This is a genomic window from Actinokineospora inagensis DSM 44258 (genome assembly GCF_000482865.1).
Lineage (GTDB): Bacteria > Actinomycetota > Actinomycetes > Mycobacteriales > Pseudonocardiaceae > Actinokineospora > Actinokineospora inagensis.
Genome location: NZ_AXWW01000026.1, coordinates 72,982 through 87,785, shown reverse-complemented (window position 1 = coordinate 87,785; position 14,804 = coordinate 72,982). Strand labels below are relative to the sequence as shown.

General features: G+C 71.4%; 1 protein-coding gene. It reads left to right on the top strand.

Annotated elements, in window-relative coordinates:
* Positions 1 to 449: 449 nt before the first annotated feature.
* On the top strand, positions 450 to 14,798 hold the full coding sequence (locus tag H504_RS0111265; protein WP_026422849.1) for a toxin glutamine deamidase domain-containing protein: 14,349 nt from the start codon (positions 450 to 452) through the stop codon (positions 14,796 to 14,798).
* The last annotated feature ends 6 nt before the right edge of the window (positions 14,799 to 14,804 follow it).

Here is a 14,804-nt window from a genome sequence, read left to right as displayed (position 1 = left end):
GAAACCGAGAGCGACGGGACCGGTCATGTGCGCCCTAACCCCGTCGCCCGCACAGGTTCGCGGTCGGCGTCGTGGACTGTGGTCCGGTTAGGACGGTGCTCGGCGTGGGGGGTTGCGCGGTCTGGGGTGGATGTCGGGATCGGTCTGGCTGGTGGTCTGGACCAGATGGCGGTGCGGGCATGATGTCGCCGTTCATTTGGCGTCCGTTCATCTCCAGTCACGTTTTGTGGATGGCGCGGGCGGTAGGTTCCGCGGCCAGGGGGCATGTGGCGGCTGACCGGGCCGGCGCATGTCCGCGTTCCGGGTGTGGCGCCGAGCAGGTGGTCGCGACTGTCTACAGGAGACGAACGATGGCGAACGTCACCGTCCTCGACGGGCGGCGGGTCGGCTTTTCCGACGACGTGAGCCGAAGTGGTCGTCCAGGCACCGCGGCGAAGGCGTAGTCGCCGATGGCCATGATGGTCCCGGACGACGTCCGCAGGCTTTTCCTGGTGCTCACCGGCGAGGAGTGGCCGGACGCGGACGAGGACCGGCTGCGGGTGCTCGCGGACGCCTGGGACACCGCGGCCCAGCGGCTTTCCGGCGAGCTCGCCCCCGAGTTGCTCAAGGCTGTCGTCGCCATCCGGGCCACTTTCGACGGTGAGACCGAGCGGGCGTTCGTCGCGAAGATGTCGCCGTACGTGGAGGGCGACGACAACTACATCTCGGCCGCCAGCGAGCAGTTCCGGTGGCTGGCGAAGTACCTGCGCGACCTGGCCGTGGACGTGGAGTACGTCAAGCTCGTCTCGATCCTGAGCATCGGGGCGCTGATCGTCGAGATCGCCTGGGCGAGCGCGGCCGCGTACGCGACGGGTGGGGCCAGCCTGGAGTGGCTGGCCGAGCGGGTGGCCGTGGTGCGTACATTGCTGCAGACGGCCGCGGGCAGGTTGGCGATCGCCTTCGCCCAGGCCGAGGCGGTCGGCATGGCGTTCCAGGCCGCGATCGACGTGCTGGCGCAGTCGATCCAGTTCGCCATGGGCACCCGGCACACGTGGAACACCAGTTACACGACCAACGCCTTCGCGGTCGGCGCCCTCGGCGGCGTGCTGATGCTCCCGCTGACGAAGGTCGGCCAGGTCCTGGCGCACGTGGCCGAGCAGGGCCTGGAGACGGCGCTGGCCAAGTTCGCGAAGTTCGCCAAGACCATCCCGTCGTGGGCGCACACGGTCCCGGAGTTGGTGTCCGAGATCGGCGTGGAGGCCTTCCACGAGGTCTTCACCGAGTCGCTGTACAACTACTTCACCACCGGCGAGTGGAACATGAACGTGTTCTCCGCGACCTCCGGTGGTTTCTCCGGCATTGGCGGCGCCGCGGGCCGGTCGTTCGCCCACAACCGGTCCACGGGCGGCGCCCACGGTGCTCACAGCCTGCCCGCGGGCGCGACGGCCGAACACCCGGCGGCGCACGTTCCCGAACCGCGGACCACGGACCTGACGACATCACACCCGCTCATCGACGTGCCGAGTCCGGGCTCGACCTCGGTGCGGGCCACCCCCGGCAGCCGGGTCGAGGCGATTCCGAGCACCCCGGCCCCGACCCACCCGAACCCGGCCTCACCACACCTGACGGTGACGACCCCGACACCCCAGACCCCACCCGGCCACGGCACCGCCGCCGCGAGCACGCCCGACCACCCGGCCGCAGGCCGACCCACGTCACCGACAAGCTCAACCCCGGTCACCACCACACCCGAACATTCTCCGACCACCCACCTTTCACCCGAACAGCCTGCGGCCACCCACTCCTCACCCGCTCAGCCCTCGACCACGCCCCCCTCGGTCGCACCCTCTTCATCCGCGCACTCGCCGGCTACGCCTGCCTCGACCTCCCAGCCCTCGGCTGTGCAACCCTCGACCGGGCACCCTTCGACCACACCGCTCTCGACCGGGCACCCCTCGCCCACCCGGCTTTCGGTCGAGCACCCCGCGAGCGCGAACTCCTCGACCACCCATTCCTCGCTCGACCAGCCCGCGGCCGCCCAGTCCGCGTCGACGCGGCCGCCGGTCGCCCAGCCGTCGACCGCCCAGTCCTCGACCACGCCCCCTTCGACCACGCACTCGCCTGCCACGCACGCCTCTCCCGCCCAGCCCACGGTCGCGAACTCCTCGACTGCGCAACTCTCGACCGGGCACCCTTCGACCACACCGCTCTCGACCGGGCACCCCTCGGTCGCTGAGCTTTCGGCCGTGCCCCCCTCGGTGGCCCAGCCTTCGGTCGCGCACCCTTCACCAGCGGAGCTTTCGGCCGCGCGCGCCCCGAGCGCGCCGTCCTCGCCCACCCAACCCTCGACCGCACCACTTTCGACTGCGCCCCCCTCGATCACCCAGCCCTCGACCGCGCAACCGACTGGGGCGCCGTCCCATTCGGCGGTGGCACAGCCGTCGGTCGTTGGGGCCGGTGTCGGGCAACCTGTCGGGCCGCGCTCGTCGGAGGTGTTGTCCTCGGTGGGACAGTCGCTGGTCGAGCCGCTGTCCCCGGGTGGGCCGTCGATCGCGCAGCCCGGTGGGGCGCAGACGTTCTCGGCGCCGCAGCCTGCGGTCGCGCGCACCGCGGATACGCAGGCATCGGTCGTGCCGCCGTCCTCGACGACCCAGCCCGGCACAGCCCGGACCCCATCCGATCGGACCGTGGCGGGCCAGGACACCACGGCGCGGACCTCGGCGCCCGAGGTGTCCGAGGGTGTCCTGGGCCAGGGCGAGACCGTCACGGCGGAAGCTGCCGCAGGAATCCCGGACCCGGCGCGCACGATCGTCCACGAAACCCTTACCCCGGAAGAAGTTCCATCAGAGTCCGGAGTGGACGGTGCCACCTGGGCGCGGCTCTGGGAGTGGCCCAAGCCCGGTGAGTTCGACACCGTGGGCGCCGGTGTGGCCGAGCCGAACGTGCCCCGGACCGCCGGTGAGGCGGCCACGGTCGTCGACACGTGGCGGCGGGAGGTCGACACGCTGGTCACCACCGCGCGGACGTACCAGCAGGCCGCGCGCGACGAGTTGGTCATCACCAAGCGGGCCGCCGAGATGGCGGAGTCCGTCGCGGACGCCGCGCTGGGCAGGTTGGACCAAGGGCTCGGTCCGTACCGCCCGATCGATCCGGGGCCGCGGTCCCTGCGTGACGCGCTCAACGGTCTCGACCAGATGCGCAAGGCGCTGCGTGACCACGACAACCACATCAGCCGGATAGGCCAGGAACTCAGCCAACTTCAGTCCACAACAGACGGCACCCGGACTCACGACGATGTGCGAGTCCTGTCCGACGCGCTCGCCGTCCTCGTCCCGGCTCGGAACTCCCTGCGGCTGCGGCTGGAAGCGCTGCGGCCGGAAGCGGACATCGCCACCGAGACCACCGAGGCGGCGATCACGGCGGCGACCCACGTCACGGCGGCCGAGGCGGCGATCGGCGACATCGGCCAGGCCATCGACACGCTCGTGGACCTGGCAGGCCAGGTGACGTCGGCGCACGGCATCCTCGTCGCCGGGACACCCGATTTCCTCGCGCACATGACCGCGGCCGAGGGTGGGCGCAAGCTGGCCGAGACCACGCTCGGTTCCGTGACGGGCGCGTTGCAGGAGGCGAACAAGGCCGCCGCGGGCGCTCAGCAGGCCTTCGCGCGCAGCACCCTGGAGCGGAGCACGACGCTCCTGCGCGACCTGCCCCTCGCGGGCGACATCGGTGTGGTGCGGGTCGACGAACAGCCGCTGGGCGACGTCGGCACCACGTTGTTCGGCACCGACGCCGAGGCGGCGCGACAGGTCACCAAGAGCATCGGTGAATCGCTGCGCGACCACCTGTCCGAGGTCGTCAACCGCGGCCGCGAGATCACCGTGGGCGGGACCAGGGTCTGGTTGGCGGCCGAGGTCTTCCCGCCCGGCGACGCGCGGCTGTGGGCGGGGGCCGCCCCACCTCGGCACGCGCATCCCGATGTTGTCGACATCGCCAGCACCGACAGCCAGAGCGCGCGCACGGCGACCTCGACGACCAACCACGCCACCCGGCTCCCGATCACCATGACGGAGCTCCTCCCTTTCCTGCGAACGCTTGTGTCCATGGGGTTGCTCTCCCAAGGGGTCGAGGTCGCGGCGACCAGCACCACCAGCCGTCCCGGTCTGCGCGCGGGCAACCGGTCGGTGGTGGACGCGCGGGTCGGGATCGTGGCGACCCGGCTCGACAACGTCCGCCTCGCGCCCGCGGCTGCGATCGTGCCCGTCCGACTGCGCGTGCCGCTGGTCGTTCCGACGTCCGTCGCGCTCCCTGCCGTCGCCCAGGCCGCGTCCGCCCTCCCGGGCGTTGGCCGCCGGGTCACCTTCCAACTCCCCTCCGCGACGGCGGAGTCCGGTCGGGTGTCCACGTCCTCCGACGACGGTGTCTCGTCCGAAACGTCGGACGACACGACATCCTCGTCGCTGATCACCATGAGCAGCGCGGGCGCCCCGACCTCCGCGCCGTCGAGCATCCTCCGCAGGCCCACCCTCGGCGGGCTGACCGCGACCACCCGGTCCGAACTGGCCGCGGGCGCGCAGATCCGGGTCCCGCACGGGCTTGTCCAGGAGGTGGCCCGGTCGATCGCCGTCGAACAGACCGGTGCCGTGGGGGAGTTGCTGGCATCGGCGGACCTGCTGGGCCTGCCCGACAACGGGCACCTGAACCGGGAGATCGGCGGCAGCCGGGTCCAGGTGACCGCGGGCGGACTGGAGGTGTCCCTGGTCGGGCCGTCGAGCTGGGTGGTCGAGCAGCGCACCGGGTCCACCGCCACCGGGGTGGCGCTGTCCGGCAGCGGCGCCATCGCGGGCCTCGGGTTCGGCGGCGGCCACGACAACGGCACCACGCGCTGGTACGCGGGCGCGTTCGGCGACCTCGTCACCCAGCAGACCGGCGGCACGAGCCTGGCCAACGAGGCCGCGGTCGAGCGCTACGCGGCCCACACCACGCTGGTCTACCAAGTGGACCGGCCGGTGGTGGTGACCGTCGGCACCGCCCCGTCCGTGCTCGGCCGGGTGTCCGGGTTGGTCTCGCTGCCCGTGCTGGACGCCCGTCGGCTCGGCCTGCCGGTGCCCGACCACCTGTCGCCGGGCAACACGACCGAACGGCCCGGCGCGGGCGCCGTCTACCGGATCGGCCGGGACGACATCGTCGCCGTCCCCGGCCAGGACGAGATCGTCGAGTTCCTCGGCGAGGGCATCGACGAGACCGGCCGGGCGGCCGTGCGCGCGGCGTTCGCCGACTTCCCCAAGGCCGTGACCACCCTCTACAACTCGATGCACGGCGGTCACCAGGTGACCTGGCAGGCGGGCGGCCGCCTGCACGTCCTGGACATCCGCGGCGCGATCGCCCCGCCCGAGGAGACCTTCCCCTCGACGCAGACCCGGTCGCACATCCAGGACCAGGTCACCACCCAGTACCGGTCCGTCGCCCAGGTGGGGCGCGACTTCAAGGCGGGCCTGGGCGCCGAGGTGCGCGACACGCTGACCGACGGCCCCGGCAGCGGCTCGCGCGGCGGTCCCACCAGCCTGCTGCCGCGGGTGAACCTCGGCGGCGCGGCGACCCGCACGGTCACCACCTCGGTGGGCACGAACAGCCGCGACAGCCACAACACCACCTACGAGGGCGTGTTCCGCGGGTTCAACGGCGATCTCCAACTGGTGGTGGTGCACAGCGAGGTCGTGCTGCCGACCTGGTTGCAGCACAACGTCTTCTTCGACCGGATGATCGGCGGACCACGCGCCGCCGATCGGCTCGTCGAACCCAGCGTCACGGAGATCAGGGCGGCGTTCACGGAGGCGAGCAGGCCGGGCATCCCGACGCCGCCCCGGAACGGGGAGTTCGCCCGCGGCAAGCGGGTGTCGGGGGCCGTGGTCGTCTCCACGCCCAACGACCGGCTGCCGGTGGCCGACCGGGCGCCCGCGCCGACCCCCGGGTTCGTCTCCGGCATCTACGTCGGCGAGCCGCCCCCCTTGCCGAACCACGTCCGCGCCCACACGGTCGCCCCGGAGCTGTTCGGCAGGTTCACCACGGTCGACCACGTGCGGGTCAGCGCCAACACCCGGGAGGCCCTGCTGCTGGCGCTCGCCAAGAGCGTGCAGGTGATGGGAACCACGCCGGGGAGCAGGTGGTTCCGTGGCAGGCGCGAGCAGACCCTGCGGAAGTCGCCGCCGGGTGCGGGCCTGTGGCCGTCGTGGGGGGTGCGCCGCGCCGAGGAGACCCGGTTCAACGGTCATCCCGCGCGGGTCCTGCGGTACCGGCCGTCCGCGCTGACCAGGCCGGGTGCCGACTCGGCCGAGGTCATCCGGCAGTTCGTGTCGCAGGTCGGTGCCAGGGGGCTGGCGGTGCTCGGGCTCAACGGCGAGGTCAGCGGCCCGCACCCGCTGCTGCTGCCCGGCACCTTCACCAACCTGGCCGGTTCGATCACCGGGCGGGTCCAGTACCTGTCGCCGCGGGTGGTCCAGGTGCGCACCAACCACCACCTGCACCGCCGGGGGGACGGCGACAAGCCGGTCAACTCCGTGTCCGTGCGCCAGGCGGGGGTGGACGGGAACCTCACGTTCCTCTCCACACCCGGGCGCACCACCGAGTGGGGCGCGCAGATCCAGCTCCTGCTGTCGGGCAACCGCAGGCGCGGGCAGGCGATGGTCAACGAGCTGACCCCGGGCTCCCGGCAGGTGCTGCACTACACCGGCCCGACGGTGTGGGTGGCGCTCGACGCCCGCTACACCTTCACCGGCGAGGTCGACGTCCAGACGATGCTGCGCACGAACAGCGCCCGGCCGATCGAGGTGACCGTCGACGAGGCGGAGGCGCTCCTGGTGGAGATGCCCGTCGCCACCGCGGCGCACATGTTCGCCACGCTCGGTATCGACGCGCCGGTGGACCTCGCCTTCATCGACCGCACCGCGCCGAGGCCGAACCCGGTGCCGGGTTCCCAGCAGCTACTGCGGGACCGCGCGGAGTACGTCGCGTACGGCCCGGTGGCGGTCTTCGGTTCCCGGCTGCACACCCCCGACGCGCTGGCAGGCGCGGGCACCAGGCTGACCGAGTTGGGTGTCGGCGGGAAGTGGCGGCAGAAGGTCCTCGACCGGCTCACCAAGCTGTTCACCAGCCCTTCGGAGTGGGTGAACCTCAAGGACGTCCTCGGCGGCGAACGGGTGCTTTCCGTGCCCCAGCACGGTGTGTTCACCACCGACGTCGTCGACATCCGGATCACCGCGGTGCCGAGCACATCTGGCCCAGGGGGTCGGGGGGCTGCGGCGGAACCGGTGGTGCCCAACTCGATGACGACCTACACCTACGCCTCCAGCACGAGGGCCACCCAGGTGAACGCGGCGTCTGGGTACTCGATCGGCCTGCAGAGCACCGCCACCATGACCGAGCCGGGCACGTCGGTGGAGACCCTCGGCGCGGCCGTCGGAATCGGCGGCCAGGTCTCCACCGTCGAGACGGTGCCGGGCTCGGCGACCCGGCGGCCGATGATGATGGCCACCTACGGCAAGCTCGACCTGTCCCCGCACGACGTCACCTACCAGTTGGTGATCACCCGGCGGCAGACGGCGATGCCGCTGCTCACCGCGGTCACCCTGACCGCCGCCCGGTTCTTCAACCGCGTGTACGGCGCCGCCGCCGCGCCGGTCTTGGCCCACGGCTCGGTCGAGCTGGTCTCACCCGGCCACGGCACGGTGCCGTCGATGTCGCGCCCCGCCGCCGCGCCCACCTTCACCGTGGCCGAGGGCAACCGGACGGGCGCGGTCAGCACCGGGCCAACGGTGCTCGACCCGAAGGCCATGTGGTACATCGAGCACCTGGGCTCGACCACCACCACCGCCATCCGGGACGCGGCCTACGCCCAGCTCGGCAGCGCGCCGCTAGTCCCCCGGCGGCCGGACCGGGGACAGGCGGAAGTGGCCGCCGCGGCGGCGCGGACCTCCCGGTACACCGACCGCAGTTGGGCGTCCGAGCCCGCCCTGCACGCGTTGACCGCGGGCCAGTCGCTGTACAACGGCGCCTGGGAGATCTTCACCGGCGACGCGTACTCGGCCAGGGAGATCCTCGGTCCCAAGCACCTGCTGCACGAGGAGACCTTCGACCTGCACGTGCGCGCCCGCCTGGTCCCCGGCACGTTCACCAAGGTGTCGCCGGGCCCCGACGCGGCACCCGTCGTGCACGGCCGGGAGATCGAGGAGATCAAGCTGCAGGGCATGTCCCGGGTGGCCGCGCAGGTGCGCGGGCTGTCCGGGGTGGCGCAGTCCACGCAGAGCTTCACCGACGGGGGAGTGCCCTCGGAAGGCACCGCCCTCGCCCAGGTCGGCCTGGACACCACGGTCGCCCGCCAGGTCGCCGACAGCGTCGGCGAGTACAAGGTGACCCTGGTCAAACAGGACGGTGAGTCCTACCTGTTCACCGCGGACGCCGAGTACCAGGTGCACACCGCCGCCGGGAAGGCCGCCCCGCCGGGCGCCTCCCGCCCGGCCACCGGCACATCGACCACGGTGGGGATCACCGTGCACCAGGACGTCCGGATCCGCGTCTGGGAAGCCGACGCCCTGCGCGCGGGCCTGATCACCCTCACCGACGTGTGGGATCGCGCCGGGGTGCGGTTGCCGACGCCGCCGTCCGGGGCCGCGCTGACCTACACCGCCGCCCCGGACGGCCTCGTCGTGACCCGGGTGAACGCCCCCGCGACCGGCCTGCCCGCCCCCGTCGAGCAGGCGCCCGACAGCCGGGGCCGCACCTTGTACCTCGGGCCGGGCGTACCCGCCGACCTCGTGCTCGACTTCGTGCGGGGCCTGCCCACCAACCAACAGGCCACCCAACACATCGCCCTACCCGACCCCACCTCGCCCCCGTCACCCTCCACTGCGAGCACCCCGACGAACGCCGAGCCCGCCGCCGACATCCAGGTCGACGACGGCGCACGGGAAGATCGCGGCCTCGCGACGCTGCGCTTGGTGGTCCCCCCGGACACGGTGTACAGCGACCCGCGCGACTGGGTCGGCCTGGTCAACACCGCGCCCCTCGGCCTGCGTCGCCAAACCGACGGCAACGCGGCCGCCGCGATGTTCCAGTCGACCTACCACGGCACCCCCGCGGTCGCAGGTCAATCGACCCCGCCCGCGCACCCGGCCAACCGCCCACCAACCCCCATCGGCTCCGGTACGGCGGCCCTGCGCCAGGTGCTCGACCGGGTCGGCCAAGCCGAACACGGCACCACATCCATCGTGACCGCACACACCCCCACCGACACCTACACCTGGAACGTCGTCAACCACCACGGCGAGGTACTGATCTTCGACCCGGTGGCGGGCACCTGGACCGACGCCACCCGAATCTTCAACCCCCCCGGCATCCCCGGCCTCGCCCCCGGCGACGTCGCCACCTTCACCGCCCCGGACGTCATCCCCAACCTCGGCCCGATATCCGCGATCCACCTGGACCGCTACAACAACCACCTCGCCCCCGACCCCCGGCAGCACAGCACCGAGACCGAGCAGCCCGCCATCCAGGAGTCCGCCGCCCACCGGCCAGTCGGCGAGCCCCCGCTTGCCGGCCCGGACGCACCTCGGCCCACCCCGCCCCTGTCCACACCGCCCGAGGGGGCGCCGCGGGTACCGATCGCGCGGCGGCGGGGCTTGGCCCCACCGCCGCCTATCGACACCTCCCGGCCCGGGGAGGTTGGGCTACCGGCGATGGACCCGGACACGCGGCTGGCCGCGTTGCGGTACGCGGTGTCGCGCGGACCCGTTGACCCCTTGGGGTGGGTTCACCTGGTCAACGGCGAGGCTCTGGGGACAAACCCCGCCGATGCGGCGAGGGCGTTCCACTCGACGTACCGCGGTGAGCCTGTCGTCGTGGGTACCCGGTCCGGTGGTGTCCGAGCGGACGCGCGCTGGGCGCAACAACCGATGGAGGACTTCGGGACGGGGCCGGGCGCCTTCCAGGGAGTGATCGACCGGGTCGTGCGCGGGGGACGTGGCTCGGCGGCCATCGTGTACGACTTCCGGTCTGGCGAGTTGTCCTCGTGGAACGTGGTCTACCACCACGACGTGGTACGGGTGTTCGAACCGCGATCGGGCGACTACGTGGGGTCCACCGCGGATGCGCTGGGCGAGGTTGGGTCGGTGTTCGCGGTCGCGGTCGACGCCCACGACAACCGTCTCGGTGCCGAGCTCATGTCGGACCCCAGATTGGCTCAACTGCGGGAGATCGTGTCGGCGGGCGAGAAGTTCACCCACCCGGCGAGTTGGCTGAGCCTGATCAGGAACACGTCCGGGTACTCGGGTTCGGCCAGCGCTTTCAACGCGTCCATGGCGGTCCTCGCGACCTACCACGGTGAGCCCGTTGTGGAGGGCGCCGAGCCCAGCCGGATGCCTGCGTGGGCCGAGCACGACTTGGAGGACTTCGGGGCCGGTCCGGACGCCGTGCAGAGGGTGATCGACCGGGTCGCGCGTGGAGGGCACGGGTCGGCGGCCATCGTGTCCGGTTATGTGGAAGGGGAAGAGGAGCAGGGGTGGTGGAACGTGATCAACCACAACGGCGAACTGTTGCTCATCACCCCGGGGGAGAACTCGATCCAACTGGCCGACAAGCACGTACTCGGCAACCCCGTGCAGTTGTACGCCATTCCGGTGGACGCGAACGGCAACTTCATCACCGGCTTGGCGCCTGCCTCACCGACACCAGGCCTGGTGTCGGTGAGCGCCTTCTCCGACCCGCGCGTCTGGATTCGGACCGGGGTTGATCCGACCGGTGCGACCGATGCCGTTGAAGCCTCGAAGAAGTTCCAGTTGGCCTATCACGGTTATTCCGCAGGTGTCAATGTGTCCATAGCGGACATCCACAATGCACCAAACTGGGTTGGTGCTCCCATGCAGCCCATCGGCGCGGATCAGCACGCCCTGCGCGGGGTGATCAACGGGGTCGCCGCGGCGCCACCCGGCTCGGCAGCGATCGTGCGGTTCTTGACGGTCGGCGACAACAGGTCGCACACGTGGAACGTGGTCAACCACGGTGGCGAGGTGTTGATCCTCGACGCGGCCGCGGGCACTTGGACCGACGCCACCCGTGTCTTCCAGCCCGAGTCCGACTTCGTCGACCCGCACGTGATCGCCGACATCGGTACCGTGCACGCGATCCGCCTCGACGAGACCAACGGATTCATCGACATCCAGCCGGTCCTCCCACCCGCTCCGACCGATCGTGCGGTGGCGCTGGAATCGATGGTGCGGATGATCAGCGAGAGCCACCTTTCCGAGTCGCTGAAGGCGAAGGTGCTCCTCTCGAGCTACCTGCCCGGGGGCGCGGAAGCGGTCGAGTGGGCCGAGCCCAGGCTGGAGGCCTTCGGGTCAGGCGCCCCGGGTTTCCGGGCGGTGCTCGACCGGGTCGCCGCCGGGGGGAGCGGCGCGGAGGCCGTGGTGGTGGCCCAGGTCGACGGCCTGGAGTCCGGTGTGTGGAGCGCGGTCAACCGGGCGGGCGAGGTCTGGCTGTTCGACCTGGGAACCGGCTCGCACGAGCCCGCCACGGCGCACAAAGTCGGCAACTCCGCCTACCTGTACGCGATCGCGCTCGACCCGGACGGCAACCACCTCGCCGCTGAGCAGCGTGCCCATACCGCCGAAGTCGAGGCGGGCAGGAAGCTGCTCTTGTTGAGGGGCTGGATGCCGACCGGCAACAGCCGGTCCATCCACTTTGGACATTGGTTGGGACTGGTCAACGGTGCCCACGACACGGAGTCACCCGCGACGAACAGCTACCGCTCGGCGGTCGCGTTCCACTCGATCTTGAACGGCGACCTCGTGGTGGTCGGCGCCCCCGGCAACGACATCAAGCAGGTCGCGGACGACGCGTGGTGGAACCAGGAACCCACGGAGAGCTTCGGGCTCGGCGTCGAAGCTGTGCGGAAGGTGGTCGACCGGGTCGCAGGCGGGGGGTACGGCTCGGATGCCATCATGGTCGGCTTCCACATGGACAAAGGACCGCAGTACACGTGGAACGTGGTCAACCACGAGGGCACCGTGTACATCGTCGACCCGCGAGCAGGCACCTACGAGCTCGCCGCGAACAGCACGGTCGGCCATGGCCTCGGAACCGTGCGTGCGATCCCGATGGACGCGGGCAACAGGTTCATCCAACCGCGCCTGGCCACCACCGAGTTCGTCGAGGAACCCGTCGAGCAGGTCGACACCGTCGACGTGAACCAGCGGTTGGTGACACTTCAGTCCGTAGTGGGTAGTCAATACGTCGATCCGAACCTCTGGGTCGAGTCGATGTGGGGCGCCGAGGGCGACCAGTCCGCCGGGGTTGAGCCCTTCGATCTCGTCAAGGCGGTTCACCTGACTTATCGCGGTGAACCCACGGTGGTGGGGGCGGGCGACACCCGGGTCGGACAGTCGGCGGCGTGGACGAGGTACCCGATGACCGATGTCGGCTCAGGCCCCGAGGCCCAGTTGGCGTTGCTCACCGCGGTCGCGCGCGCGGGCTGGCACGCGAGCGCTCTGGCGATCAGCCACAACGGGCGGGGTCAGTCGCGGGCGTGGAACCTGATCAACCACTATGGTGAGATCCTGTTCATCGAGCCTGCGGCCCATCATATCGAGAGCCTTGACGACGGCACGATCCCCGTGGACGGGCGGATGTGGGTACTTCCGCTGGACGCGCAGAACGTCTACATCAACCTCAACGCGGCGCCTGACCGCCACATCTCGCGGATCGTCGAGTCCGATCCGCGGTTCGAGGCGCTGAGGACGATGGTCCCGGTGTCCGGGCGGTACACCGATACCAGCGCGTGGGCAGGCGACGACATCGTCGACCTGCCCGCCGGGGCGGGCCTGGCCGAGATCGGGAGGTTCGCTCCCCTGCCCGGCGTGCCTGAAGCGGGCGTGCCGGGGGCCGCGTCGTTGTCGTGGAGCGGGTATCCGATGGTCGACTACGGTGCGGGCCGCACCGCTCAGCGAAACCTGCTCGGCCTGGTCACCACCCGGGGCCACGGCGCGGGCGCGCTGGTGATCAGCCAACGAGTCGGGTGGTCCACATGGGACACGTGGACCCTGCTCAACGTCAACGGCGAGATCGTTCTCGCCGACCCGCTGAACGGGCGGATCGGACCCCTTTCGGAACACCCGTTCCCGAGGCTGGGGCGGACGTTGGTGCTCGAACTGGCGGACCCGAACGCCGTCAGCGGGCAGGTCACCGCCAGGGTCGACAGCCCGGCGGCCGTCGAGGCCGACAGCCCGGTGGTCGACGACGTCCTTCGTTTCGAGTGGACGGACGAGTTCCAAGGCGCCACTGTGGACTACGACTCCGACGCCTCGTCCGTTGCCGTGGCGAACCTGCCGGACTCCGGGACCCTTCAACCCGACGCCATCGTCGTGCCTGGTGCCGTGCCGCCGGGCGGACGCATGGAGCGGCTGGGCTCGGCGGACACCAGGCACACCCATCCGCGGGAATGGGCCGGGTCCGTGGCTGCCGAGTCCACTTCGGACATCCAGTCCACTCCCTTCGACCACGCCATGGCGGCCCACTCGGTCTGGCAGGGCCAACCCGCCGTGGTGGACGCGAGCGACAGCCACGGCACCCGCCCGGCGACGTGGACCAACCACCCGTTGGTGGACTTCGGCACCGGACCCACCGCCCAGCGCACCCTGGTCGACCTGGTGGCGGACGCGGGTCACGGCGCGGGCGCCCTGGTGGTGAGCCAGGCGGAAGCAGGCGCCCAGGCGTGGAACCTGGTCAACCACAACGACGAAGTCTTGTTCGTCGACCCGCTCACCGGCGATCACGGCCCAGCCGCCACCCGCCCCACCGCGGACACCGAGTCGATCCAGGCCCTCCCGCTGGACGCGAACAACAACCCCCTCGACCCCCCTGTCCCCACCGAGCCTGCGAGCGCGTCGACCCGACTCGCCGAGGTCGACCGGGCACGCAGCGACCTGGCCCAGGTCGCCGACGCGCTGACCGGCGCCCCACGGCGCACCATCATGGACCGGATCGCCGCCCTCGGCGCCTACCGGCGGCGCGTCATCGCCGAGCAGCTACGGGCGACCGCCGCCCGGGGCGGCGTGATCACCCTCCCCGACGACATCGGCATCCTCGTCCCCCACCGCGGCGGCTGGGTGCTGCTCTCACCCACCCCCGCCGCCGCGGGCGAGATCGCCCACTACGCCACCGTCCTCGACGGACAGATCACCGCCATGGTCGTCGGCGCCGACCTCGACGACCTCCGCCACCTCAAGTTCCCCCCACGCGGCCGCCCCCTCCCCGTCGAAGACAACCCCACCGACGACGGCCCCGACGACGGCCCCGACGACAACGACCCCACCGGCGACGACGGCCCCACCGCCGGGGACAACCGCACCGCCGGGGGTGACTCTCCTGGCGATGACGACCCCGCTGCCGGGGACGACGCTCCCGGTGACGATGACCCGACCGCTGGGGACGATGCTCCCGGTGACGATGACCCCACGGCCGGAGACGATTCCCCTGGTGACGACGATCCGACCGCTGGGGATGACGCTCCCGGTGACGATGACCCCGCTGCCGGGAATGATTCCCCCGGTGAAGATGGTTCCCCGGCTGGAGATGGCTCCACCGGTGAAGATGGCTTCGACAACGCGGATGGTTCCGGTCGCGGCGATGGCGGTGCCACCGGAGACAACCTGGCCGACAGCCCCGAGCCCGACACCGACCCCAGCTCGGTAACCAGACCCGGCCCCGCCGGATCCTCGGTTCCGTGGCGACGCAGGCACCGAGGCCGCCCCGCCATGGCCGACATCACCTAGGACTGC

Excerpts from the sequence above, each read along its gene's own strand:
- H504_RS0111265 (WP_026422849.1), top strand. The coding sequence starts at position 450 with ATGGCCATGATGGTCCCGGACGACGTCCGCAGGCTTTTCCTGGTGCTC.